Origin of the sequence: Gemmata algarum (assembly GCF_034097035.1) — a bacterium.
In the GTDB taxonomy this organism is placed as follows: Bacteria; Planctomycetota; Planctomycetia; order Gemmatales; family Gemmataceae; genus Gemmata; species Gemmata algarum.
In genome coordinates, this window is record NZ_JAXBLV010000176.1 from 57415 (window position 1) to 83412 (window position 25998).

Consider the following 25998-nt stretch of genomic DNA (forward strand, 5'->3'; position numbering starts at 1 on the left):
ATCCATCAACCGCGCGCTCGCTCACCTCTCATTCGCGCCGGGGCGCGCCCCCCAATCATAACAGCCGCTCGCGCTTCCGCAAAAGCCACTCGGCCAGCAGCAGCGACAAAACCAGCGCGTACAGCAGCGGGTGGTTCCACAGCGGCACCGGAGGGCACGGCTCGTTCAGCGTCACCCGCTGCGCGGCCTTCATATCGTTGAACACGTCGGTCGCGTTCGCGAGCGTGTAGAACCCGCCCCCGGAAACGCTCGCCGCCGCCTGGAGGTCGGCCCGGTTCAGTTCGGTGCGCTCCCGCTCGTCGACCGGGGGCAGCACCCGCGCGAGCGCGGACGGGCGCGAGCCCGGCACCTCCGGGTCCACCAGCTCGAACCGGTACTCGCCCTCCGGCGCCCGCGCCAGGGTCGCCGCGAACACCACGTTCGGCCCCGGCGCCCGGGTCAGGGTCAGGGTCGTCGTCTCCGCCCGCCCCGGGCGCGGGGCGCCGTCCTCGTTGGCCAGCGGCGCCCGGGTCATGAGGACTCGCACCGGGTTGTTGCCCACCGGCGCCGGGGCCTCGACCGGGAACCGCACCTCCACCGTCACCTTCTCGTCCCGGCGGAACTCGGACTTCGGCTGCACCCGCACCTCGGGGCGCCGCACCCGCGACCGCGCCAGCACCCGCACCGCCTGCATCCAGAACCGGTCGAAGTGCTCCTCGTCGTTGCGGAACCGCCACCGCCACGTGTCATCGAACCCGAAGAACAGCACCGGGCCGTTGCCCACGAAATGCTGAACGACGAGCGGGTGGTTCTCGGCCGCCGGGCCGCCCTCGGCGCGCAGCGTCGGGTGGGTCGCGAGCACCCGGGCCGCGGGCTTCGTGCGGTACCCCTTGGCGTGCCACAGCAGCTCCTGGAACTGGCCCCACTGCCGCGCCGACGCGCCCTCGTCGGGCGAGAGCAGAAACAGCGGGTGCTGGCGGCCGCTCGGGGTCCACTTCGGCCGGTAGCCCTCGACCAGGGGCTGCTCCTCCGGCGGGCGGGTCGCGGCGGGCGGGTCCCCGGGGGTGACGGGGAGCACCTCGGCCAGCGGGGTGTCGGCGAAGGCCGCGGGGGTGCCGTGCTCGCCGCACAGGAACAGCAGCCCGCCGCCCTTCTCCTTCACGAAATCGGCCAGGTCGCGCAGCGCCACCGCGGGCCGCGGCACCTGCTTCGGGTCCACGTCCCCCAGGATCACCACGTCGAAGTTGAACAGCTCGGTGCGGGTCGGGAAGTCGCCCCGGAACGCCGACCGGTCGGTCTCGGCCCACCCCTTCGAGGCGTCCAGCAGCACCACCTGCGCCTCGATCGACTTCCCGCCGGTCGACTTGTCCGACTCCCGCTCGAGCAGCACCTTCACGAACCGGAAGTCGTACCGCGGGTACCCCTCGACGTACAGCACGCGGACCCGCCGCGACTCGGTCACGAGCACCGCGCGCTGCACCTCGTTGTTGCGCCGGTTGGTCTCGTTCGGCACCGCGGGCACGCTGAGGATGAACGTCTTCTCGCCCACTTCCTGGGGCGCGTGTGCGAGGGACACGTCCACCGGGTTGCCGTTCAGGTCGGGGGTGACGGTGCTGCGGCCGCGCTCCACAACTTTGCCGTTCGGGAGCTTCTCGGAAAGGGTCACGGTGACCGGGGCCGGCGGCACCTCGCCGCGCGCGGTCAGCCGCGCCTTGAACACGAGCTGGTCCCCCCACCCCACCACGTCCTCCACCTGGAGGTCGGTGAGCGCGAGGTCCGGCGTCTGCCACGGGTCGCCGGTGCCGACGAGGTACAGCGGCACCCCCTCGACCGCCGCCGCCCGGGCCGCCTTGGGCAGGTCGTCGCCGGCGGTGGTCACGCCGTCGGTGAACATGACGACGGCCGCGAGGGTGCTGCCGCGGAACCGCTTGAGCACGTCTTCGACCCCGCCGCCGAGGTGCGACCCGTCGCCGGCGGGCGGCAGCCCCACCAGCGCCTCCCGCACCTCGTCGAGCCGCCCCTCTTCGTCCGCCGTGCCGACCTGCCGCACCTGCGTGTCCACCGCGAACACGTGGACGCGCACCTGCTTCTCGCGGAGCAACCGGTCGAGCCAGTCGGCGTCCTTGCGGGTGAGCAGCATCTGGGCCAGCTTCAGGCGGTGCGCGTGGGACAGGTCGGCCGCCCCGACCAGTTCCGCGGCCTTCGCGCGCACCGCGGGGTCGCGCAACTCGTCCACCTTCGCCATGCTCGCGGACGTGTCGAGCAGAATCACCACCTCGGGCCACCCCTCGCGGTCGAACCGGAGCGTCAGTTGGGCGAGCAAGACGTAGAACGCGAGCGCGAACGTGACCGCGCGGAGAGCGGCCAGGACGCCCACCCGCCCGCCCCCGCCCGCCGCCCGCCGTTCGCACCAGTAGACGGCGCCCGTGAGCGCGAGGCACAGGCCCGCAAGGCCCGCGACCACGCGGCGGTCGGCGTGGGGGCTCTTGAAGAAGGCCGTGGTGCCCTCGAACCGCCACTTCGTCCCTTCGCCGGGGCCGGCGGCGGGCACGCCCGCGGCGCCTTCAATCGTGGATCGGATGTTGTGTGGGAGGAACCCGAGCGGGCTCCCGGTGCGGTCGGCGTGGAGCACCGCGAACAGCAAGAGCGCCCCGACCCCGAGCGGGAGCAGCGCGCCCGCGAGGGCGAGCGCCTTTGCGGGCAGCGCGCGGGCGGGCGGGGGACCGACCCCGCCGGTGCGCGACGGCCCGAGCCGCCAGGCGGCGACGAGTTCCGCCGCCAGGAACAGCACCGCGAGTAGCACGGCCGCGCGAGCCAGCCGCGGGCCGTGCGGTTTGGGCGCGGTGGTGACGGTCGCGCCGCTCTCGCTGGTGGGCTGGGCGTCGGCCGCGTCGGTCACGAACTGAAGCCCGGCCAGCGAGCGGAACTCCCGCGGGTCCACACGGGCCAGGTCGGACTCGGTGGGCGTGCCCGGCACGAGTTCGGGCACGTTTACCGCGAACACGCGGTCCGGGGCGCCGCTCAGCTCGATCCGGTACAGCCCGCTCACCGCGGTGTCGGCAAACCGGGCGACGCCGGCCTCGCCCTGCATGACTAACGGCACGCTGGCGGAGAGCCCGTCCGGGCCGGTGAGTCTCGTGGTGAGCCCCGCGGCGCTGGCCGGGAAGAACTCCTCGATCCCGTCCCCGACGCGCAGCGTGTGGCGGTCCGGGTTCGCGACGCAGTACTTCAGGAACTCGTGCCAGAACACGAGGTACGTCTGCATGGCGGGCCAGTCGGTCCAGTCGCGGTTGAACGTGCTGGCGAACACGTACACCCGGCCGCGGTGCTTCTTCCACTCGACCAGCGCGGGGTCCGGCTTCGCGGCGGACGCGCCCGGCGCCAGGGGCGCGGAGCCGGCGCGGGAGAAGGTGAGGAGCCGGTTCGGGTCGCCGTCGGCGGGCGCCTCGATCCGGACGTAAGACCGGAACGGCTCGTTGATCAGCTCGCTCCGCAGTTCGGGGGCGCCGAACATGAGCAGCGGCGGTCGCCGGTAGGCCTCGTCCTCGGCGGCCAACCGGAAACCCGGGTCGTCCGGGCCGCTCACGGCCACGGTCTCAACGAGCGCGCCCGGCAGCACGCCCTCGCCGCCGCGGTGAAAAACGGCGTTGTACTGGGCGCGGTCGCGTGCGGCGTTGGGTCCCAGCCCGAACACAACGGTCCCGCCCCGCCGGAGCACCGCGTCCAACTTCGCGGCCATGTCCGGAGTCGGCCCCGGTACGTCGCACAGGAACACGCAGTCGGTCCCGGCGAGGTGATCTGCGGCGGGGTCGGTGAACTCTGCGGGCGTGACCACCCTGGGGCGGTTCGGCGTGTCGGTGTACTTGGCTTGAGGCGGGAACAGCGCGAAGTTGAGCAGCGTCGCGGCCCGCCGCTTCGGGTCCGGGTCCGCGCGACCGTCCACGAGCAGCGCGTGGATCCCGTCGCGCACCTCAACGGCGACCGCACGCGCGTCGTCGGCCGGGAGGTCGTCGCCGCCGACGATGCGGGCGAGCAGGACGTGAACCCCGCGCTCGCGGAACCGGTGCGGTACGTCCAGATCGAACCGGACGCTCTGCCGCCCGCCGGGCACCACGGGCTCAAGTTCCCGTTGCGCGACGGGCACCGGCGCACCGCCGGTCGGGCGCCCCACGAGGAGCTCGACGCGGACGCCCTTGCGCTCGGCGCGCCCGAAGTTCGCGACGCTAACGGTGACCGAAACGGGCTGATCGACGAGCGGCATGGGGTCGGCGAGCGCGACCTCGGCGACCGCCAGGTTCTCGGCGTCGCGCCCCGCGCAGTCCACGATGACCGCATCGGCGCGCGCGGTGACGCGCGGCCACGCCTCGGCGGTGCCGCTCTCGGCACGCGGGACGGCGTTACCCCAGGACGACTTCTGGAGGTCGGTGAAAATCGTCAGCTGGCGCCGGGGGTACGCGCGGGGAGAGTGAGCCAAGATGTCCGCCACGCTGGTGAGCACCGCCGCATGGTCCCCGGCCCCGTGCGTGGGTTTGGCCTTCCTGATTTCGGCGACAACCTTATCGCGGTCGTTGGCCGGCCCGGGAACAAGAGGCTGCGCGGCGCCGAGCACGAGAACCGTGTACCCGTCGCCGTCGCGCCCGGCGTGTACGAGCGCCTCCGCTTGCGTGAGGGCGCGTTGGAACCGGGTCTGGTCGCCGTCGGTGCGCGCGGTCATACTGAGCGAGGCGTCGAGCACGATCACGTGGTGCGTGCGGGGCACGTTGGCGACGGTTTCCGTGGCACCGGGCGTGACGCGCTGCCACAACTCCTCGGCGGCGCGGTTGGTTGCCAGCATCGCGAACAGAACGAGCAGAAGAGCGAAGACGCGCAGCAGGAGCAGAAGCCACTGGTCGATGCGGCGCTTGTGGCGGCGCTCGGCGACGACAAGGAACCTGATGGCGGCCCAGGGAACGACTTGGTAGCGTTTGCGGTAGAGGAGGTGGATAAGGAGCGGGCCGGCAACCGCCGCGGTACCAGCGGCGACCCACGGGGCGAGCGCAACGACCATTGTGTACATACGGTGCGCCGATTAACTGCGGTGCGACGGTGCGAAACGGGAAACGCGACCGGGACGGCGCGAACCAGCGGTGGCGGCTGGTGTCCTCAGTATGACGCGAGACAAATCCCGTGGCAACGGACAGAAGCATTCGGCAGCGGCTATTGACTCTGGTGTGCCGGCCGATAACATAACCTCACGATTGAAGCAACGGGCTGTAGCTCAGCTTGGCTAGAGCGCTTGGTTCGGGACCAAGAGGTCGTAGGTTCAAATCCTATCAGCCCGACTTGTTGAAGAACGAGACCCTCGCTGACAGTAGCTGTCAGCGAGGGTTTTTCGTTGCCAGCAATTGCACTTACGTCGATTTCCTGCCTCGCGATCTGAAGACCGTCGGTCTGGCCCGTGTTGCCCCCAGATGACGGGATTTGACCCGGCCGGCCTGGAAGTGGTGCAAGCGGTGGTGCAAGCGCACCGGAAGAACTTTTCTCGAGCCCGTTCACCGCACCGGAACGACCGTCGGCGTCTGGGGGCCTGGGAACCGTCCCACCAGGTAATGGGAGTGCGGGCAAGTTCTCGACTGCCCCGCGCACGTCCAGCAGCCGCGTATCGGTGTACACGCCCATCGTCAGCTTGATGTCCGAGTGCCGCATGGCCGCCTGCGCCACCCGCGGGGCCGCCCCCGTCTTACTCAGGAACGTACCGAACGTGGTCCGCATCGCGTGCATGTCCACCGTGCGCCCGCGGTCGTCGCGTTTTGGAATCTGGGCCGCCTTCAAATCGCGGTCCAAGATCCGAATCAGTCCGTCCGGGACGACGAATAGCAAGTCGTTACCCGGAGGCGACTCCGGAACCGGCGCACCGGTTTCCCGGGCAACCGCCTGAACCGCGCTCAATTTCTCACCCAGCCAGGCGCGCAGGTCCGCGGCGAGGTCGTCCCGGATCGCAATCGCATTCCCCTCGCGGCTCTTCTCGTCGGCCGCGTCCAGTTGCAAGAACGCCGCCCCCTCGGTCAGGTCGAGCTGCCCGACCGTCAGCGTCGCCAGCTCGTTCTTCCGGAGCCCGGTCAACACCAGCGTCTTGTAGATCAGCACCCGCTCGCGCCCGGCCGCGCGGAGCCGCGCCTCCGTTTCGGGCTTCAGTTGCGCAACCGCTTCACCCCGGCGGGCGCCACGACGCACCGTCTTCGCGTCGAGCAACGGACGCTCGGCGGCGACCGCGAGCAGCCGGCGCAGTTCGTGTTCCGTGAGCGCCCGTCGCTGCCGTCGCGGGTCCGATTTCTGGTCGGCTTTCGGGATGCGATCCAGGTCGTGCGCGCCCAGCCGCCCCGACTGAACGCACCAGTTCGAGAACGCGATCAGCGATTCCCGGTAGTAGTTCCGGCTCCGCGCGCTCATCCCCTCGCCGATCCGCGCCGCGAGCCAGTCCTCCACGGCCTCGCGGCGCAGGTCCGCGGGGGTGCTCACCGAGCACTCGCCGGCCACGCGGCGAACGGCCCGCAGCACGTTCGCGCGGTACGTGTCCGACACCTCCGCCGCGACCAGCGAGCGCTCGTACGCCGCCAGGTGCTGTTCGAGCGGGGCGGTGGAGAGGCGGGCGGTGTCCAGGGCCTTGCGGTCGAGCGTGCCGGCCTTGATCTGCTCGACCTCGCGCTCCCACTTGGCGAGCACCTGCCGCGCGGCCTGCTCGTCCTTGCAGCCGGTCGGCCGGGTGACCAGCGCGCCCGCGTGGTCCCGGTACTTCGCGAAGTACGTGCGGCCCTCGATCAGCACCCGGACCGGCCCCGCCCCCGGGGCCGCCAGCGGGGCCGTGCGCAGCTTCCCACGAACCCGCCAGCGCGCGACCCGTTGGCCGCTCTTCTCCACGACCTCGGCACCGGCCGGGAGCGGTTTCGTGTAGGTCTTACGGAACACCGAACCCATGTGCGGAACCCTCACAATAGTGGTCGGCGGCACCGCAGCGAGCAGGAACCGCGCCCGACACGACCGCCGTGCATGATACCCTCACACCGGACCGCCCGGAATCTCGGGCCGAACCGCTCGGTACCCGAACGCCTCCGCCCGCCTGCGCCGGCCCGGCTCAGTCCGGCAACCCGGTGCGTGCGACGTCGAACAGGGTGCCCGATACCGCCCCGCGCTCGGAACCATCGTCACCATCGCCACCATCGTCAGCCACATCGGGCGACGATGGTGGCGATGGTGACGATGCGGAGCGGCGCACGTGGAACTCGGTCATCGGGTACACCGCCCACCGCGCCCCGCGTCCGGTGCTCGCGACGCGGTCGAGGAACCGGTTCTCGAAGTTGCGCCGCGCGAACGACCGCAGCGTGTACCCCAGCGCGCGGACGTCCAACCGGCCGGCCAGGTCCTCGACCGCGGTTCGCAACTCGTGGTCGTCCCGTGAGGCTTCGAGGATCTCGGCGGTGGTCAGCCCCTGCCGGTCCGGGTCGCGCCGCGCGAGGCACTGGAGCAACAGCCCCATCGCCAGCGCGTTCCGGTCGGCGGCCGTCTGCAGCGCGACCCGCGTCAGCCCGGGGTCCGCGAGCCCGGCCCACACCACCGCCGCGCGCACCACCTCGGACCACGACTCGTAACTGCCCCACGGCGGCAGCCCGGCGGCCGGGCGCCCGGCCACCACCCAGCCGCGCAGCACGGTCAGGGCGGCTGACAGGTATTCGTCTCGGCGCCCCCGCAGGTGCGCCCGGAGCCGCGGGTACTTGAACCCGGCCCGGTCCTCGGGCCGCTCGTCCGTCGATTCCAGCCGGATGTGGCACGTGCGCCGGCTCGTGTCGGCCCGCAGCTCGCAGTTGTTGCCGGTGCCGTACCACACCACGTTCAGCGGCCCGTCGTACACCCGGTTCCCGCCCAGCAGCCGGTCCTGCCACCGGTCCGCGGTCAGCATCGCGTCGAGCTGGTCGTTGCCGATCGGCCCGGCCAGGTTGTCCAACAGGACCATCCGCTCGCCCCCGGTCGCGACACTCGTGATCCGCTTGCGCAGCTCCTCGCGGTCGGGCGTGTACGACATGGCCGAGAACCGGCGCCCCAGCACCGGCAGCGCCACGGTGTCGGCCAGCAGCCCTTTCCCGATCCCGCGCACGTTCCCGTCGATCAGGAAGAACGGGGCCGGGCCGTCGAACGCGAACCACGCGAGCGGGGTCAGCAGCCCGGCCAGCCACGCCCCGCGGTGCTCGGGCCGCTCGAACGGGAAGTCGCACACCGCGTCCACGAGCAACTCGACCGCCGTGGTCGCGTCGCTCCGGCTCGGCCGTTCGGGCACCGAAAGCCGCATCCGGTTCGGCAGGCACACCAGCACCCCGGTCGGGCGGTGGTAGCCGTTGTTCGCCAGGAGCGACCCGTCGGGGAGCAGCACCGGGTGCGTGACCACCGCCTCGAGCCGTGACACCCCGGGCCAGAACCCGCGCGAGTACACCGCCTGCACGGCCCACCCCGGCGGGTGGGCGGGAACCCGCTCGAACTCGCCTTCGCCGGCCGGCGCCATCCGGAACCAGTCGGCCGAGCGGGTGAACTGCTCGCGCAACAGCGGCGGGCTCAACTCGCGGATCACCGTCGCGCCGGCCGGCACCCGCACCGCGGCCCCGTCCGCGTCGGGCTCGTCGAGCCGCAGCACGCGCACCAACTGCCCGCCCCGCTGGTACACGCCCTCGGCCCCGGCCAGCGCCGCCGCGGCCGCGTCGTTCACCGCGTGCTCTTCCGTGGTCACGAGGATCTCGGGGCGCTCGTCCGGGAGCGGTTGTTTCGATTCGGCGGTGAGCGCCTCCACCAGCTCGCGTCCGGCCTCGTCCCACTCCGCCCCCGCCTTCACACGCTCGATCAGCCACTGGCGCACGTCTTTGGCACCGTCCGGTGTCATGGCGACCGGCACCGTGCGACCGAGCGCGTCCCGCAGCCCCGCGGCGATCCGTTCCGCGCCCTCTCGTCCCGGCCACGAGCCGTCGTCCTTACGGTCGTTTTCGCCGACAACGAGAACCGGCCGGTCGGTTGGGAGGTCGCGCAGCAGGGCGGCCAGGTGCGCCCCGCCGCCGGTGTTCGACGGGCGCCCGACCGCCGGCAACCCGGCCGCGGTCAGGGCGAGCGTGTCCGACGCCCCCTCGACCAGCAGCACCGGCCCGGCGCGCTCGCGCCACCCGACCGGAACGGTCAGCCCGCGCTTGCTCCCCGGGAGCATCTTCTTGACGTCGGTGCCCGCCGGATCAGGCGCCCGCGTGGACAGGCCGATGATCGTCCCGTCGGCGGCACACTCCGGGAACGTGAACGTTCGCCCGGCGGAACCGCGTCCGGACACCCCGACGAGCGGAAGGTGATCAAACACCTGGGGCGGCAGGGCCAGACGGCCCGCCAGTTCGGCCCGCGCGTCCGGCCCGAACGCCGTCGCGCAGGCGCGGGCCACCTCGCCCCACGCACGCGGCGGGCGGCCCTTCGGGGCGGCCACCGGAACCGGTGCCTCATCCCGCCGGTAGACGTGGAATTGCGGGTCGCCTTTCGACGGCCCGAGGTGCCGGAACCCGAGTACCGGTCCTTCGCACCGGCCGCACAGGATCAGTCCCCCGTCGCCGACGGCGCACTTGTGGTCGCCGGCACACACCGGGCACGGCCGCGCGCCGGTGACCGCGGTGAGTTGCTCGCGACGCTCGTCGCCTCTGGTATCGCTCATCGTCCGTGATTCCGTGAGGGCCGACGCGTCCGGCGCCGGCGGGGTCAGAACGCGTCACGCGGCGCCTGAAGCCGGTGTGCGGAAGTGTGCGGAAGCGTGCAGGGTTGTACGGTTGCGGTACTCAGCAGCCGTTGCGGGCGAGCCGCTGGACCTCGGCGTCCGGGATCAGCCGGCGACGCCCGAGGCGCACCGACCGGACCTTGCTCGCGTCGATCAGGCGCTGCAAGTGGCGCGCGGAGATGTGCAGGTACGCCGCGGCTTCGTCGAGCGGCCAGGGTGATCCGGGCGCACGCGAAGGCGCACCCGGAGAAGTCGAAGGGGGCGGGTTCACAACCGGCTCCTGTGTTCGGGTCCGCGGAGGTGCGTTCCCGGCACACCAGTTTTCGACCGGACACGATCTGACCAACAGGCACGTGACTGAGCGCACCGTTGGCGAAACGGAGCGCACCGTTAACTCAGGTGCCGTCCCCCTCGGCAATGACACGCCCGGTGCCGGTCAGCCAGACACCGCCCCCGCGGCCTTCTGCGGTCTCGACACATTCCCAGCGGCGAAGCTCGGACACCGGGTGCTTGAACGAAGCCTCTCGCGCCCCCGGGCCGTCAACGGCGACCGCCAGCTCCCCGGTGGTGACACACGACGGCCGGTCGAACGCCCGCAGGCGGAGCAACTCGGCGAGCAGCGCCTGGTGCCGCGCGGTCAGTCGGCTCGGGTCGAGTAGTTCCCGGTGCAACCGAACGTACGGCCCCGGAGACGACGGCAGGCGAGTCGGGCGGATCACCGTGTGGCTCAACTGGCCGGTCGAGGTCGAAAGGGTGTTTGAGTCGGCCCCCTGGTACGGTCCGCCCTCGCCGCTGATGAACTTTTCGGCCCGGGCGCGATCGAACAGCCGGGCGATGGCCTCCACGCCGGCCGTGACCGAGCCCAGCACCGCGGCGTAGTTGCCGCGCTCCCAGGCCAGTTCTTGGGCCTTCTTGTCGAGTAACCCGTTCACTTCGCCGAAGTTCCGGCGGTCCGCGTTCCACAACCGCGGGCGGGGCGCGAACTCGTCACCGTACCGCCGCGACAGGTAGTGCGACAGGTCGAACCGGCGTTCCGGCGCGATGCTGTGGGCGAGTACCCGATGCACCCGCGCCCGTTAGGTCAGCACATCGAACCCGAAGACAGCGTCACGCATCCGCCAATGCACCCACATCGCGCGGGGCCGGTTCGTCGCGTAGTCGGTGAACGCGCTGAGCGTGTCGCGCTCAAGGTTCGGGAGGTGGGTCAGGAACTCGTCGTGGGGAAGGCCCGCCACCTCGGCCTCGGTGAACGTGGCGAACGTGATGTTTGTGCCACTGAGCACGTGCCGTACAACGATCGCAGCGACCGGCGGCGTCGGCGCGTATCCGTTGGGCCGCGGCCCGGCCGCGTAATGCACGACGTACAGTTCGTCCGTCACCGCCGGAAGCGGTTGGTACACCAGCAGGGGAACGTCCGTGATCCCCGGTTTCGCATCGGGTGCGGACACGCGGGGTGCTCCTCAAGCAAATGCCGGCCCACTCAGTAAGCAGTGAAGGGACCGGCACAGCGAGGTTATCTGATTGCATGTGCACTATCAAGTGCCGTGCTGGCTATTTCTAGCGACGTGTGACGCCGTCTGACTTCACCGGGCGTTCGAATAAGTTGTTTGAAGCCTTGTGGGTTCATTTTCACCCGCGGCATGCCGGTTACACCCGCCCTCCGCTCCCCGTAGCACCCCGCAGTGACAGCCGGAAGCAATCGCTTCTTTCCTTGCAAAAGCGAGCGCAGGCGGTAATTCTAAACCGACACCAATCGGGACAGATTGGTAAGGCGTTGATTTGAGGTTTCATCCCGCCCATGCTCACCGGCGAAATTCGCGGGCAGATCGATCGCATTTGGGACGCCTTTTGGGCCGGCGGCATCGCCAACCCGATCGAGGTCATCGAGCAGATCACCTATCTGCTGTTCATCAAGCGGCTCGACGACTTGCACACTCTGGCCGAGAACAAGGCCAACGCCACCAAGAAGCCGATGGAGCGGCGCATCTTCCCCGCCGGGAACGATCCGCTCGGCCGCCCCTATGACGACCTGCGCTGGTCGCGGTTCAAGCACTTCGACCCCGACACCATGTACAAGGTGGTCGGGGAGCACGTGTTCCCGTTCCTGCAAACGCTCGGCGGGTCCGATTCGACCTACGCCACGCACATGAAGGACGCCCGGTTCACGGTGCCGCGCACGCTGCTGGCGCGCGTCGTGGACATGATAGACGGCGTGCCAATGCAGGACCGCGACACCAAGGGCGACCTGTACGAGTACATGCTCGGCAAGATCGCCAGCGCCGGGCAGAACGGGCAGTTCCGGACCCCGCGGCACATCATCCGCTTGATGGTCGAGCTGACCGCACCGACTCCCAAGGACACCGTCTGCGACCCCGCGTGCGGTACCGCCGGGTTCCTGGTCGCCGCGGGTGAGTACCTGCGCGAGCGGCACCCCGAGGTGCTCACCAACCCGAAGCTCAAGGAGCACTTCCACACCAACCTGTTCCACGGGTTCGATTTCGACCGCACCATGCTCCGGATCGGCAGCATGAACATGCTGCTCCACGGCGTGGAGCAACCCGACATCCGCTACCGCGACGCGCTCGCCAAGCAAGACAGCGGGTTGGAGGAAGACGCGTTCTCGCTGCTGCTCGCGAACCCGCCGTTCGCCGGCAGCCTCGACTACGAGAACTGCGCCACCGAACTTCAGCGGGTGGTCAAGACCAAGAAGACGGAGCTGCTGTTCCTGGCTCTCTTCATCCGGCTGCTGAAGCCCGGCGGGCGGGCCGCGGTGATCGTCCCCGACGGAGTGCTGTTCGGCTCCTCGACGGCGCACAAGGCGCTGCGGAAACTGCTCGTGGAGGAGCAGAAGCTCGACGGGGTGGTGTCGCTGCCCGGGGGCGTGTTCAAGCCCTACGCGGGCGTGTCCACGGCGGTCCTGCTGTTCACCAAGACGAACAGCGGCGGCACCGAGCACGTCTGGTTCTATGACGTGGACGCGGACGGCTGGAGCCTCGACGACAAGCGCACCCCGCTGCTCACCGAGGACAAGCTCGGGCCGGTGCCGAAAGCGGCGCTCACGGCCGACGAACACCTCAAGAACAACCTGCCCGACGTACTGGCGCGGTGGAAGGAACACAACGGGGCCGAGTGCAAGCGCCCGCGGACCGCGCAGAGCTTCTGTGTGCCGAAGGCCGACATCGTCGCCCAGGGCTACGACCTGAGCCTGAACCGGTACAAGGAAGTGGTTCACGAGGAGGTGGCCCACGACCCGCCGCACAAGTTGCTCGCCGAACTCGCCCAGATCGAGGAGGAGATTCAGAAGAGGATGGCGGAATTGAAGGAGATGCTGAAGTGAGCGACGAAGCAATCGAGACACCGCCGCCCAACTCGCGTTGGGCGACCACAGTCGGCGCTATCTGCGACAAATTCGGTGGCGAAATTCAAACGGGTCCGTTCGGGAGCCAGTTACACGCTTCGGATTACTCGGAAGATGGCACACCCGTCGTGATGCCACAAGATATGAAAGACGGGCAGGTTGTTTGCGATCGAATCGCGAGAGTCGACACTGCCCACGTCCAGCGTCTCCAACGGCACGAGCTGCGCGTTGGTGATGTGATTTTCAGTCGGCGAGGTGATGTTGCTCGCTTCGCTATCGTGACGGAGTCAGAAAGCGGCTGGCTTTGCGGAACGGGCAGCATTCGGATTCGCCTAAACTCGCCGGACATTTGTATCGGATACGTCCGCAGATACCTCCAGCAGAGATCGGTAGGCAAATGGCTTGAGCACAATGCTAAAGGCCAAACCATGCCGAACTTGAACACGGACATCATCCGCGCGCTGCCCTTCGTGTACCCTCCGTTGCTAGAACAGCAGCGAATCGCGGCCATCCTTGACCACGCGGACGCGCTGCGGGCGAAGCGCCGGGCCGCGCTCGCCAAGCTGGACGCGCTGCCGCAGGCGATCTTCGGGGAGATGTTCGGTGACCCGGTGACGAACCCGAAGGGATGGCCAACGTCATCAGTCGGAGATCAGCTTGTCTTTCAGCTATACGGGCCGAGGTTTTATAACGAAGTCTATTCGACCAATGGCGTGAGGATCGTCCGCATTACCGACTTGGACGAGTTTGGACGACTTGATTTCGCTGCGATGCCACGTCTCATTGTTGCAGCAGAGGATTTGGAGAAATACTCTCTTCGCGCGGGCGACATTCTGTTCGCGAGGACCGGCGCGACGGTCGGCAAGGTGGCACTCATCGGCCCAGATGCCCCGGTTTGTATTGCGGGCGCGTACTTCATCGTCATGCGTTTCGGCCCTGCAATCGACCCTGCGTATGCGCGTGCGGTTCTGACGACGCCAAAGATTCAGGACATCGTGCAAGTACGATCGAAGCAGTCAGCGCAGCAGAATTTCAGTGGCCCCGGGCTCCGTGCTCTTCCGATGCCGCTCCCCCCGCTGCCGCTTCAGCAAGAGTTCGCGAAGCGGGTCGCGGCGGTCGAGCGGGTGCGGTCGGCGCACCGGGCTTCGTTGGTGCAACTGGATGCGCTGTTCGCGTCGCTACAGTACCGGGCGTTTCGAGGGGAACTTTGAACCGCGGACCGGGACGCGCTGTTGACGGCTCCGGTCGCTGACGCTCCCGGCTCGCCGAGGTGAAGCGCAAACCGTATCGCGTTCTGAGCGTTTCGGGGAAAAATCGGCCGCGCGGCGAGCCGGGAGCGTCAGCGACCGGAGTTCCCGCTAGCGACCGGAGGCGCCTTCGAGAGCGCGGATCGACCTCGGCGAGCCGGGAGCGTCAGCGACCGGAGCAAGACCGACCGGCGCGGGGATCGACCTCGGCGAGCCGGGAGCGCTCTCAACCGACCGGAGCGTTCGAGATGCGCGTGTGGCTGCTGACCACCACCACCTACGGCTCGTGGCTGCCCGGCGACCGGCGGGGCTCGGTCACCTCCGTGCGCGACGTGCGCCCCGGCGACGAGCCCGGTACCGTGCGGATCGAGCACGACGCCCCCGGCGAGCCGAGCGAGGAGCCGATACCCGGCCTGGAAGCCAGCGCCCGCGAACTGATGAGCGGCCCGCCGATCTACCTGAGTGCGGAACAGGCCGCGGTCGTCCTGGGGCAGTTCCGGGAAACCGCCGCGTACCGCGGGTGGGTGCTGTACGCGGTCGCGATCATGCACAACCACTTCCACCTCGTGCTGGAAGTGCCCGGCGACCCGGACCCGGGAAAGGTGCTCGCCGACCTCAAGGCTTACGGCTCTCGCGCGCTCAACCGCGCCTTCGGGCGCCCCCGCTCGGGCACGTGGTGGACCGCCAAGGGCTCCACCCGCAAGCTGCCGGACGACCGGGCCGTGATCGCCGCCACGCTCTACGTGCTGCGCAAGCAACCGAACCCCCTGATCGTGTGGGAACCATGAGCCACTTCGCCTTCCTCCAGCCCGAGTGGCCCGACGTGTACGACGCCGCGACCCGTGCCGAGTCGGCCGTTCACCCGGACCCGCGCACCGCGTGCTTCTACGCCCGCCGCGCGCTCGAGTTGCTCGTCCACTGGGTTTACAAGCACGACTCCGCGGTGGTGCTGCCGTACCAGGACAACCTGGGCGCGCTGGTCCACGAGCCGACGTTCAAGAACGCGGCCGGCGACGCCGTGTTCAACAAAGCCAAGCTCGTCACCAAGCTCGGCAACAACGCCGTTCACAGCCAGCGGGCCGTGTCCGAGTACGAGGCCCAGGTCGCGGTCAAGGAGCTGTTCCACGTCGGCTACTGGCTCGCCCACACCTACGCGAAGGGCGCCAAGCCGCCCGCCGGGCTCGCGTTCGATCCTGCCAAACTGCCCACGTCGGCCCCGGTCCCCAAGCAGACCACCGAGCAGCTCCAGAAGCTCGAAACGCAGCTTCACGAGAAGGACGAAAAGCTGTCCGCCCTGCTCGCGGACAAGAACGCGCTCGACGCCGAACTCGCCAAACTGCGGGCCGAGATCGCCGAGGCGAAGAAGGCCAACACCGCGCAGGCCGACACGCACGACTACTCCGAGGCCGAGACCCGCGACTACTTCATCGACCTCCTGCTGAAGGAAGCCGGCTGGCCCCTCGACCAGACCCGCGATCGCGAGTTCCCCGTCACCGGGATGCCCAACAACAAGGGCGAGGGGTACGTCGATTACGTGCTGTGGGGCGACGACGGGCTGCCGCTCGCGCTGATCGAGGCGAAGCGCACCAAGCGGGACGCCCGCGTCGGCCAGCAGCAGGCGAAGCTGTACGCGGACTGCCTGGAGAAGCGGTTCGGCCGCCGCCCGGTGGTCTTCTACTCGAACGGCTACGACCACTGGTTGTGGGACGACGCAAATTACCCGCCCCGCGCCGTTCAAGGCTTTTACAAGAAGCCCGAGCTGGAGCTCCTGATCCAGCGTCGCACCATCCGCAGGCTGCTCGCCACCGCCGACATCAACTCCACCATTGTGGAGCGATACTACCAGACGCGCGCGATCCGTCGAATCGGCGAGTCGTTCGAGACCGACAAGCAACGCAAAGCGCTGGTCGTGATGGCGACCGGCGCGGGCAAGACGCGCACCGTCATCGCGCTGGTCGACCTGCTGATGCGGTGCAACTGGGCCAAGCGGGTGCTGTTCCTGGCCGACCGGGTGGCGCTGGTGAACCAGGCGTGCAACGCGTTCAAGAAGTTCCTGCCGGACTGCGCGCCGGTGAACCTCGTCACCGAGAAGGGGACCGAGGGCCGTGTGTTCGTGTCCACCTACCCGACGATGATGGGGCTGATCGACGACACCCGCGACGGCCAGCGCCGGTTCGGGGTCGGGCACTTCGACTTGGTGGTGATCGACGAGGCGCACCGCTCGGTGTTCCAGAAGTACCGGGCCATCTTCGACTACTTCGACGCGCTCCTGGTGGGCCTGACCGCCACCCCGAAGGACGAGCTGGACCGCAACACTTACGGGCTGTTCGACCTGGAGACCGGTGTCCCCACCGACGCGTATTCGCTCGAGGACGCGGTGAAGGACGGGTTCCTGGTCCCGGCCCGCGGTGTGGCCGTGCCGGTGAAGTTCCAGCGCGACGGGATCTGTTACGACGACCTCCCTGAGACCGACAAGGACGAGTGGGACGCAAAGGACTGGGGCGACGACGGCGTGATCCCCGCGTTCGTGGAGCCGCCCGCGGTGAACAAGTGGCTGTTCAACGAGGACACCGTCGACAAGGTGCTCGCGCACCTGATGACCAACGGGCTGACCGTGGCCGGCGGCGACCGCATCGGCAAGACGATCATCTTCGCCAAGAACGAGGACCACGCGCGGTACATCGCCGAGCGGTTCGACAAGAACTACCCGCACCTCAAGGGCGAGTTCGCCCGCGTCATCACGTTCAAGACCGAGTACGCCCAGAGCCTGATCGACGCGTTCTCCCAGAAGGACAAGGCACCGCACATCGCCATTTCTGTGGACATGCTGGACACCGGCATCGACGTGCCGGAAGTGGTGAACCTGGTGTTCTTCAAGATGGTGCGGTCGAAGACCAAGTTCTGGCAGATGGTCGGCCGCGGCACCCGCCTGTGCCCGGACCTGTTCGGCCCGGGGCTGCACAAGAAGTTCTTCTGCATCTTCGACTACTGCGAGAACCTGGAGTTCTTCCGCTCGAACCCCGACGCCGCCGACGGGTCGGCGGCGGAATCGCTGAGCAAGCGGCTGTTCAAGGCGCGGCTCGAACTGGTCGGGACGCTGGACAAGCGGGTGCCGGGCGCCGCCACGTCCGGGGTGGCGCCGAACGGCGAGACGGACCTGCGCCGGGAGACCGCGGAGCGGCTCCAGAAGGAGGTCGCGGCCATGAACGTGGAGAACTTCGTCGTCCGCCCCAAGCGGCGGCTGGTCGAGGCGTACGCCAACCCGAACGCTTGGGCGGCGCTGACGGACGCGAACCGCGCCGAACTTGCCCACGAGGTGGCCGGGCTGCCGTCCGAGATCCCCGCTGAACCAGAGGAGGCGAAGCGGTTCGACTACCTCATGCTGCGGCTCCAGTTGGCGATCCTGAACACGGAGCCGTCCTTCGAGCGGCTCCGCGACCAGGTGAAGGAGATCGCCGGGTTGCTGGAGGAGAAGGCCAGCATCCCGATGGTCCACGAGCAGATGGCGCTGATTCAGGATCTGCAATCCGACGAATGGTGGCAGGACGTGACCGCACCGATGCTGGAGCCGGTGCGTAAGCGGCTCCGGCTGCTCGTTCAGTTCATCGAGAAGACCCGCCGCGTACCGGTTTACACGGATTTCGAGGACGAACTCGGCGCCGCCGAAGAGATCGCTTTACCCGGAATCGGCCCGGCGGACAGCTTCGACTTGTTCCGCGAGAAGGCCCGCGCGTTCCTCCGCAAGCACCAGGGGCACCCCGCGATCTGCAAACTGCGCGGCAACATCCCCTTGAGCTCGAAGGATCTTGCCGACCTGGAGGCGCTGCTCGCGGGGAGCGGCGTGGGCTCCGGCGAGCTGATCGAGAAGGCCAAAACGGAGTCGCACGGGCTGGGGCTGTTCGTTCGCTCCCTGGTCGGCCTCGACCGCGAGGCGGCCAAACACGCGTTCGCCGGCTTCCTCGCGGGCAAATCCCTCAGCGCGAACCAGATCGAGTTCGTGAACCTGGTCATCGACCACCTGAGCGAGCGCGGCGTGATCGAACCCGCGCTGCTGTACGAGTCGCCGTTCACCGACATCACCCCGCACGGGCCGGAAGACATCTTCACGCCGGCACAGGTGAGCGACCTGGTCGCGCTGCTGGGGGCCATTCAGTCGGCCGCGATGGCCGCCTGACGCGGACCGGTGCAACGGCCCGCCGGCTCAAGGTGATGACGCGTGCGAGGGGCCGAAGGGTCGATGAGACCGTGCCTCTCTTCAACCAGGACGGCGGTTCCACTCGCTTGCGCCATCGCGAAGGCCGACGCGGAGTTGCTCTCGATGGACATCGAGTACCCGAACGCCTGAACGACACTGAATGCGGTTGCGGGTGGTGAAAGAAGCAAAAACGCGCCCGCCGCTCTTTTCTCAGCACAGGAAGCACTATGGCCAAGGGCAAGCCGAAACTGGCGGCATCGGCAGACGAGTTGATCGACGCCGCATTAGCAATCGCACTGGAGAACGTCACCGAGTTCCGACTGGTGAAATCGGGTAAATCGCCCGGACTGTTCGCCAGCGCGGCCGGCGTGGGTAAACAGGCCATCATGGCGGCCACGACTGGACCGGAGCCTCTTTTGGAAGAGGTGCGCCGAATCAAAACGGCTGTTATGGTTCGCCCGACCGCTGCCGGGATCGCACGCGGGCTGGCTCGCCACGGCGCTCAGGGCTCCGAAGCGCTGTTTCGCCTAGCGGCGCAACTGCCGCCCGAGCGAATGATACCAGTCGCCCGGACCTGGCTCGGGGCGCAACCCGAACCGGAGCGGGCCGGCATTTTGGTCGAACTCGTCGCACGGCTCGGAACACATGGTGCGGAACTGGTGCGGGGTGTCCGCGAGGACGAAGAACGCGCCCGCGCGGCCGAGTGGGACGCGGTCCGCACCAGGCACGAGGCGCTGCTGAGCTACCACCGGTCCGCGCAACTACGCGCCGAGGACGACGCCCGGCGGCACGCGGCGGCGACTCAGTCGTTCGAGGAGCTGCTCCGGGCCGTCGCCGCACCGGTCGCGGCCCCGGAAGTGAAGCCTACACCGCCCCCGACACCGCCGCAGCCGGCAGCCCGCCAGCTCCCGGATCCCGGGCCGGAAGACCTTGATTTCCGCCGAGCGGCCGTCGAGGAGATGGTGGAAACGTGGCACGTGGCGGTTCAGGGCCGCACCCCCGACGCGCAGTACCTCCTGGAGTGCATGCTCCGGAACATGCCCGGGGTCGAGCGCATTGGAGAGGGGGGCCAACCGACCACGTTCGACCCGGCACGTCATGAATCGGTGGAGTTCTTCGACACTGGGGCACCGGTCGTGGTGTCGGCCCCTGGTTGGTTGCTCCAGGGCGAGCACGCGCCGTACGTGGTGCGTAAAGCCGTGGTGCAAGCGCCATGAGCACGGGAGGGTGGTGATGGCTGGCGAGCTGTTCTGCATCGATTTCGGTAGTTCCTACACCAAGGTGGCACTGCGCCCCGGCATCAACGGCCGCGCCCGGCTGATCCCGCACCCGACGAACACCGAAAGCGGAGAGGGGTTCTGCTTCCCGTCCGCAGCACTGGCCGACCGGCGCGGCTCAGCCACCCGTTACCTGTTTGGCGCAGAAGCCGGCCGCACCAACTTGACCGATGGCGTGGACTCGCGCCGCAACTGGAAGCCGGAGTTGTTCACCTCACGGGACGCGGCCCCGATTGTACTTGAAGAAGGGCTCGGCGCGCTTCTGGCGTCCCCGGCATTTGGCGCGCTCGTTCGCCAGTACCGGGTTCCCCATCAGGAGGTTGATGCGCTGCGAGCCCTGTACCAGGCGGCCAACGCGTTCGCCGTCCGCCCGCCCGCCGCCCCACTGGCCCGGGGCGCCACCGAACCGGCGACGGACGCAGTAGAGTTGGCGGTGGCGTACTTCCGCGACCTCCGTAAAAAGGTGCTCGAAACCGCCACCCGGTTCCCGGGGCACGCACAGGCGGATCGGTTCCCGACCCGCCTGTGCGTGCCCGCGTTCGGCGAAACCGGCGAAATCGCCCCGGAAACGCGAGCCCTCTTCACCGACATTCTCGGCCGGGCCGGGTGGCCCGTCGATGCCGAGTGCCCGCTGATCAGTGAACCGGTGGCGAACGTCATCGGAGTGCTGTCAGAGGGGGAGAACGTCGTTTGGGAGCCCCGCGCCGGTGATGAACAGGTCAACCTGGGACGAATGCTACGGCACGGGCCGCTCGTCAAAGCGTACCGCGCGGCGCGAAAGCAGTTCGCCCTTCTGATCTGTGACATCGGCTCGTACACCGCAGACTTCGCACTGGTGCGATTCCAAACGACCGGGGATCCGGACCTTCGCCCCGCGGTGAGCCAGCAATCGGTTCCGCTCGGCATCGCGGCACTCGACGATCGGGTGCGGGTCACTCTCCCGACCGCCAAGGCCGGGTGGTGGCAGAGCGCCTCAAATGCCGCCCGAGAAGGGTGTAAGCGGTCGCTGTACGTCGAGCGGAAGGCGTACGCGACGCGCAACCGTGAGCTGGGCGACATCGGCACGCCGGCGGAGCTGTCCGCGGTGGACGACTGCCTGAGCGCGTTCGGGGCCGAGTTGGGCCGCGTTTTCCGGAAGTTCTGCGACCGGCACGCGGTCCGCACGTGCGACGAGGTGGTGCTGACGGGCGGCGGCAACCACATCCCGGCCCTTCGGGAGGGGCTGCTCGCCGCCGTCGCCGGGTACTTCAACACCGGTTACCTGGTCCGTGTGCCGCCCGGCACACGCGTGCGGTCGGAGAAAGCAATCCTAACACCCGAGCAAGTGCGCGGCGGCTCGGCGCTGGGCGGGTGCAGCGTGTACTTTAACACGAGCTACCACTGAGCGGCGCTCACGACGCCGGCCGCACGACCGGCGTCGCAATGTTGACCTGCTTCTTGCCAACGTTGATTTGAAGCACCGGGATCGCGAGTTTGCGCACCTGGGCAAGCGTCTTGACCGCCGCCAGGAACCGACGATTGGCGGCGTCCATCCGGTGCTGATGGAACTCGGCCTGCCGGAACGACGTGTCCTTCTGCCCCTGTGCGGCCCGCAACTCGGCGTCTTGCACTTGAAGCCAGCACGCCACGACCCGCTCGACCAGCACCCGCTCCACGGGCGTCGGGTTCTCGCCGAGCAGCTCGGCCCGGAGCAGTTCCAACTTCCTCAGCACCGCCTCGCGGAAGCTGACGTTGTCGCCGGCCATCGCCCGGGTGAACGACGCGACGACCTCGTGGGCCAGGTCGCCGCCGAACAGGTGGACGCAGGCCGGGTCCTGCAACATCTTCCGCACCACCGGAACGGTACTCTCATCGCCGGCGTGGGTGCGCTTCAGCAACGCCCGGATCTCAGCGGTCGTCTTCGGCAATTCGGGCTCTGCCGGGGGGAGCGGCTTCGTTGCGTCAGCCACGCTTCTTCCTCCACGCACCACGTTTATGTTGGTGAAACCCGGCAGCGACCAGAGCCGCCCAGACCAGTTCGTCGGCCCGTGTGTTCAGTTCGTCCAGAGGCGCGTCGAGCCCCGCCAGTCGCTCACGCTCGGCGTGGGCGTCGGCTCGCTCACCTTTTCGCCGGTCGCGCTCGAGGGCGTCGAGTTGGGCGGCCAGTTCGCCGACCGGTCCACCACCAACATATTCGCGGACGACGCGTCCACCGACGCGCCGGGATCGCGTGTAGTACAGGCCGCCCTTGTCCCAGCCCATTTCTGTTACACCTCGGCGCGTGCCCCGCTTCGGCGGGTATTTGATTGTACCCGTTTGCTCATGCCGCGCAAGGTGAACAGGTCAGGGGCAGAGTCACCGGAGCGCCAATTCCGTCGAGAAGAACGAGCAAACGGCACCTGACAGAAGCATGCGATCTACTCGAAACCATCACAATCGACCAATACCCAGAAAATCGCGCTCCTTCCCTTCCCCCGGGCCGGCTCGGGCGATTAGATGTGTGGGTCGGCGCGTACGGTCACACTGCGACCGCGCGGCTCATTCACGCGACTGTTGATCCATGCTCAGCTTCGCCCGCCCGGTCTTCGAACTCCTGCGTCGGAGTGGCATGCGCCACTGGCTCCTGTTCGACGCCCTGTGGCTCGCCCACCGTCCGCCCGAGCCGGTATCTCGGGCGGACCTCAACATCGACATCGGCGTGGATGCGAGCGATTTTGCTGCGTGCCGGGACATGCTGCTGGCGTGCCCGTCGCTACCCGATGAAGTACCGAACGGGCGTCGCGCCGATCCGAATGTGGTCTCACTGGCGCGAGCCGACGGCCGGTGTGTGCGGTTGTGGCGTACCGAGCGCCGCGGGATCACGCGCGTGATTGCGTGCACGCCGGAGCCGTTCGGATACGAGTTCCATTTCTGCGGGGCCGAAGAGGTAACGGTCGCTAGGCAGCCGGTCGCGGTACCGCGATACGCCCCCCAACTCCTCGATCACTGGTACGGCACGGGCTGGCGCACGTCCGACGCCCCGCCCACACTCGCCGCGCACCCGCCCGCGGCCCGCTCCGAACTACGGGTCCTCATCGACGGCGTGTTCGACCTGTTCCACGTGGGCCACGTGCGCCTGTTCGCGCGGGCCAAGGCGTTGTACGGCCACGTCACCGCCGGGGTGATCGACGACGCCACCACGGCCACCTACAAGCGCTGGCCGGTGGTCCCGCACGAGCACCGCGTGGAGGTGGTGCGGGCGTGCCGGTACGTCGATGCGGTGATCCCCCACTACCCGCTCCTGACGCCGACGGCCGCACTCGACGCCCTCGGGATCGACTACCTGATCCACGGGGCCGGCGATCCGACGTTCCTCCACACCTACTACAGCCACCTGATGGCGGCCGGCCGGTTCCACACGCTGCCCGAGTTCGACGGGTACCACACCACCGACCTCATCGCGCGGGCCGGAACCACCGCTCCACCTGCGGAATCGGCATTCAACGGTTGAGGAGTCGCGACGGGCCGGTCCCCGGTCACCGGCACTGACGCGCAGCCGCTTACCTGGTCTCCCTGACTTCACTCACGAGAACCGCATGGCCCGTTTACCCGAGCAGCACGAGGCGCTCGACTTTCTGACCGAACTGGACCCGTTCCTGGCCCCGCGGGCGGCCCTGTTCTGGGGAAACCTGTTGGGTGCGGTGCGGCACGGCGGGTTCATCCCGTGGGACGACGACATCGATCTGCTGCTGCCGCGGTCCGATGTGCCCGCACTGGAGGCGTTCTGTGCGGCCCGCGGGATCGGAATCGTTCACCACAAGGCCCACTTCCTGAAGCTGTTCCGACGCGACGGGGCGGTGTGCCGGCCCGACCTGCCGTGGCGCTGGCCGTTCGTCGACGTGTTCCCGTACGACGTGTTCGGAGGCGAGGTGCTGACGCGGTTCGCCAACCGTGTGTACCGGTTCCCCGCGCCTCAGGTGCTGCCGTTCCGCCCGGTCCTGTTCGAGGGAACCCCGCGACTCGCGCCGGCGTGTCCACTGGCCGTGCTGCGAAGCCTGTACGGCGACTACGGGACGTACCAGATCAAGACCTACGACCACCGGGCCGAGCGGTCGGTCCCTTTGGACGAAATCGTCGAGCGGGTGAACGCCGCGCACTGGCGCCAGACGCCGCCGGCGGGCGAGTCGCACTCCACGTTCGCGCCGGTGGCGGCAGCGGCGTTCGCCAAGGGCCAAGGGCGGGTGATCGATCTGGGCAGTGGGTCCGGCCGAGACGCCGCGTATCTCCGGACGCAGGGGTACGAGGTCGACGAATGCGACCTGCATACCGACCGCGGCGGAGACGCGCTGACGGCCGACCTGTCCGGGTACGGGCGGGTGTACTGCCGGTGGCTGCTGCACACCCTCTCGTCCCGGCAGCAATGGTCGCTGCTGCGAAGACTGGCAGAAGTCCGGCCGGGAACAGTCGTGTGTATGGAGTTCCGTGATCCGGCGGATGCGTCTGCACTGACGCCGGTGCCCAACGACTCGCGCCTGTTTTTCGACGACGGGCACTTCCGCTGGCTGCTCGGAGCCAGTGAGGTGATGTCGGTGCTAGGTGCTGGGTTTGGGGTGACCCACCACACGCTCGGCCGGCTTAGCTCGACTGCCACCAGTGACCCGGTGCTCACCCGGCTCAACCTGCTCAAGCCATGACGATCTGCGCTGCGACAGATTGATTCAGCGCGGCAGAACAACGAGACGATATGGTGGGCTGGAACGGGCAACACGGCGGCGCGATCGTGCTCGAATCGAATGCCCACTGACAACACGTTATCACCGCACGTGCGGTCCCGCGCCGCGAGGTACTGGCGCAGCAGATGCGCGTTCAGCTCATCGAGATCCGCGACACGCGGCACGGGTGTCGCCCACTGACGCTCGAGATCCTGCACCCGCTTCTCAACGCGCGGCTTCTCGGTCGGGATCGCGGGCAGGCAGAACCGAGGCGTGAACGTGTCGTGGCTCGCCAGCGCCGCGTACGCGGGTGCGGGGTCCGGTCCCGGCCCATCCCGATGCGCACCGCGACCGTCTTGGGGTTGTCCCACCACAGCTCGCGTGGCACGCACCCGAAGAACGCGAACGCCTCGACGAGTCCGTGCAGAACGGCTTCGGCGCGCTCGGTCGGTAGCGCAAGGGCGAACGGGCAGTTGGAGTCGCTCCAGGTGACGACGAGTACGGGCACCAGCCGGCGGCCGTCCGGGAAGTCCACGTGGATGTGCCCGAAGTCGGCTTAGGCGCGATGACCGGGCGGGTGGTCAAGCGGGATAAACGTCTCGCGCCGGTCGAGGCGCTGTTGCTTCAAGTAGCGTCGGACCTGATCGTAGTCGCCCGCGTAGTTGTTCTCGGTGACGAGTCGTCGGAAGATCTGGCTCGCGGTGTGGCTCTGCTTGGGTGGCGCGGCCCGATCGGCGCCCAGGATGTCATCAACGATGGCCCGGAACGCCCCGAAGGTCGGGGCCGGGCAGGGGTGTCGGGCGCCGGCTCGGGGTTGGCGAGCGAGCGGCGAAGGGTGTCGTGCCCGACGCCCAGTTGTCGGGCGATCTTCCGGGCGCTGAGGCCGCTGCGGTGCAACCTACGGATCTCTGCGAAGTCGTCCACCGTACGCATCCTTCCCCCTGCGCCCGGCCGAAACGCCGATCGCAGGGGCTGTGCTAGCAGCCCGTTGAAGTATTCCCACGGCCGCACTATTCTTGAGAACATTGGATTCTGACCTGTGGAGTCGCGCGATGGCGATGGGCAAGCGGAAGCCGCGGCAGGAATCCCTGTTCATTACCACCGACCAGCTCATATCCTCGGCCGGTCACCCGTTCTACCAACGGCTCAACGCCCTCCTGGCCGAGAACGGTTTCGACGACTGGATCGAGCGCCGGTGCGCCGAGTACTACGAGCGCGAGGAACCCCGGGGCCGGCCCAGCCTGCCCCCGGGCGTGTACTTCCGCATGCTCCTAATCGGCTACTTTGAAGGTCTCGACTCCCCGCGCGGCATCGCATGGCGGTGCTCGGACAGCCTGTCGCTCCGCGCCTTCCTGGGCATCCCACTGGATCGGGCCACGCCCGACCACTCGACCCTCACCAACACCCGCAAGCGACTACCCGAGGCGGTCTTCGACGAGGTGTTCCGGTTCGTGCTGGGCATCGCGGAGGCGAAGAACCTGATCACCGGCACCACCGTCGGCGTGGATA

At 68.7% G+C, this 25998-nt stretch carries 17 protein-coding genes, 1 tRNA gene and 2 pseudogenes; 11 read left to right on the forward strand and 9 right to left on the reverse strand.

From position 1 onward, the window contains the following. Positions 1-55: 55 nt before the first annotated feature. The gene (locus R5W23_RS14015) at positions 56-5035 is read right to left on the reverse strand and encodes a VWA domain-containing protein (protein WP_320686840.1); all 4980 of its coding nucleotides are present in this window, start codon (positions 5033-5035) and stop codon (positions 56-58) included. Positions 5036-5225: 190 nt separating this feature from the next. On the opposite strand from R5W23_RS14015, the gene R5W23_RS14020 reads away from it, so the two are divergent. Beyond that, positions 5226-5300 (forward strand) — tRNA-Pro (locus R5W23_RS14020). 328 nt (positions 5301-5628) lie between these two features. Here R5W23_RS14020 and R5W23_RS32650 read toward each other — a convergent pair. Continuing rightward, positions 5629-6408, reverse strand: a pseudogene (locus R5W23_RS32650) (tyrosine-type recombinase/integrase); the annotation flags it as partial. 61 nt (positions 6409-6469) lie between these two features. Between R5W23_RS32650 and R5W23_RS14025 the strand changes: the two are divergent. Then, complete coding sequence (locus R5W23_RS14025) at positions 6470-6910, forward strand: hypothetical protein (RefSeq protein ID WP_320686841.1); 441 nt, start codon at positions 6470-6472, stop codon at positions 6908-6910. A 180-nt stretch (positions 6911-7090) separates the two neighbouring features. Here R5W23_RS14025 and R5W23_RS14030 read toward each other — a convergent pair whose 3' ends face one another. From R5W23_RS14030 to R5W23_RS14045, 4 genes are all read right to left on the reverse strand, one after another. Beyond that, a complete protein-coding gene (locus R5W23_RS14030) occupies positions 7091-9682 on the reverse strand; it encodes a toprim domain-containing protein (protein WP_320686842.1) in 2592 nt (863 codons plus the stop codon). 121 nt (positions 9683-9803) lie between these two features. Next, positions 9804-10013 (reverse strand): excisionase family DNA-binding protein, encoded by a 210-nt coding sequence (locus R5W23_RS14035; RefSeq protein WP_320686843.1) that lies wholly within the window; start codon positions 10011-10013, stop codon positions 9804-9806. A gap of 124 nt (positions 10014-10137) precedes the next feature. After that, positions 10138-10809 carry a hypothetical protein gene (locus R5W23_RS14040; protein ID WP_320686844.1) on the reverse strand — a complete coding sequence of 224 codons (672 nt, stop codon included), beginning with the start codon at positions 10807-10809 and terminating at the stop codon, positions 10138-10140. A gap of 9 nt (positions 10810-10818) precedes the next feature. Further along, the gene (locus R5W23_RS14045) at positions 10819-11190 is read right to left on the reverse strand and encodes a hypothetical protein (RefSeq protein WP_320686845.1); all 372 of its coding nucleotides are present in this window, start codon (positions 11188-11190) and stop codon (positions 10819-10821) included. A 350-nt stretch (positions 11191-11540) separates the two neighbouring features. Here R5W23_RS14045 and R5W23_RS14050 point away from each other — a divergent pair, with 350 nt between their 5' ends. The 6 genes from R5W23_RS14050 (at position 11541) to R5W23_RS14075 (ending at position 21203) form a co-directional block, all read left to right on the forward strand. Continuing rightward, positions 11541-13079, forward strand: coding sequence for a type I restriction-modification system subunit M (locus tag R5W23_RS14050; protein WP_320686846.1), 1539 nt, complete (start codon positions 11541-11543; stop codon positions 13077-13079). Then, positions 13076-14311 (forward strand): restriction endonuclease subunit S, encoded by a 1236-nt coding sequence (locus R5W23_RS14055; protein WP_320686847.1) that lies wholly within the window; start codon positions 13076-13078, stop codon positions 14309-14311. The genes R5W23_RS14050 and R5W23_RS14055 overlap by 4 nt, the downstream gene beginning before the upstream one ends. 284 nt (positions 14312-14595) lie before the next feature. Then, the gene (locus tag R5W23_RS14060; protein WP_320686848.1) at positions 14596-15135 is read left to right on the forward strand and encodes a transposase; all 540 of its coding nucleotides are present in this window, start codon (positions 14596-14598) and stop codon (positions 15133-15135) included. Continuing rightward, positions 15132-18521 carry a DEAD/DEAH box helicase family protein gene (locus R5W23_RS14065; RefSeq protein WP_320686849.1) on the forward strand — a complete coding sequence of 1130 codons (3390 nt, stop codon included), beginning with the start codon at positions 15132-15134 and terminating at the stop codon, positions 18519-18521. The genes R5W23_RS14060 and R5W23_RS14065 overlap by 4 nt, the downstream gene beginning before the upstream one ends. A gap of 248 nt (positions 18522-18769) precedes the next feature. After that, a complete protein-coding gene (locus tag R5W23_RS14070; protein WP_320686850.1) occupies positions 18770-19759 on the forward strand; it encodes a hypothetical protein in 990 nt (329 codons plus the stop codon). A gap of 16 nt (positions 19760-19775) precedes the next feature. Further along, the gene (locus R5W23_RS14075; protein ID WP_320686851.1) at positions 19776-21203 is read left to right on the forward strand and encodes a hypothetical protein; all 1428 of its coding nucleotides are present in this window, start codon (positions 19776-19778) and stop codon (positions 21201-21203) included. A gap of 7 nt (positions 21204-21210) precedes the next feature. Here R5W23_RS14075 and R5W23_RS14080 read toward each other — a convergent pair whose 3' ends face one another. Together R5W23_RS14080 and R5W23_RS14085 are read right to left on the reverse strand one after the other, a co-directional pair. Further along, complete coding sequence (locus R5W23_RS14080) at positions 21211-21768, reverse strand: hypothetical protein (protein ID WP_320686852.1); 558 nt, start codon at positions 21766-21768, stop codon at positions 21211-21213. Further along, entirely contained in the window at positions 21761-22060 is a 300-nt protein-coding gene (locus tag R5W23_RS14085) for a hypothetical protein (RefSeq protein WP_320686853.1), read from the reverse strand. Before R5W23_RS14085 ends, R5W23_RS14080 begins: the two co-directional genes overlap by 8 nt. 346 nt (positions 22061-22406) lie before the next feature. Between R5W23_RS14085 and R5W23_RS14090 the strand changes: the two genes are divergently transcribed. Further along, positions 22407-23288, forward strand: a complete 882-nt coding sequence (locus R5W23_RS14090; RefSeq protein WP_320686854.1) for an adenylyltransferase/cytidyltransferase family protein — start codon at positions 22407-22409, stop codon at positions 23286-23288. Positions 23289-23412: 124 nt separating this feature from the next. After that, a pseudogene (locus R5W23_RS32655) lies at positions 23413-23539 on the forward strand (LicD family protein); the annotation flags it as partial. A 1574-nt stretch (positions 23540-25113) separates the two neighbouring features. Here the strand turns inward: R5W23_RS32655 and R5W23_RS32660 are convergent. Beyond that, positions 25114-25515: a helix-turn-helix domain-containing protein gene (locus R5W23_RS32660; RefSeq protein ID WP_407936127.1), complete on the reverse strand. Its 402-nt coding sequence runs from the start codon at positions 25513-25515 to the stop codon at positions 25114-25116. Positions 25516-25541: 26 nt separating this feature from the next. On the opposite strand from R5W23_RS32660, the gene R5W23_RS14100 reads away from it, so the two are divergent. After that, positions 25542-25998 (forward strand): transposase (locus tag R5W23_RS14100; RefSeq protein WP_320686856.1); only part of this gene is annotated, 457 nt, incomplete at its 3' end.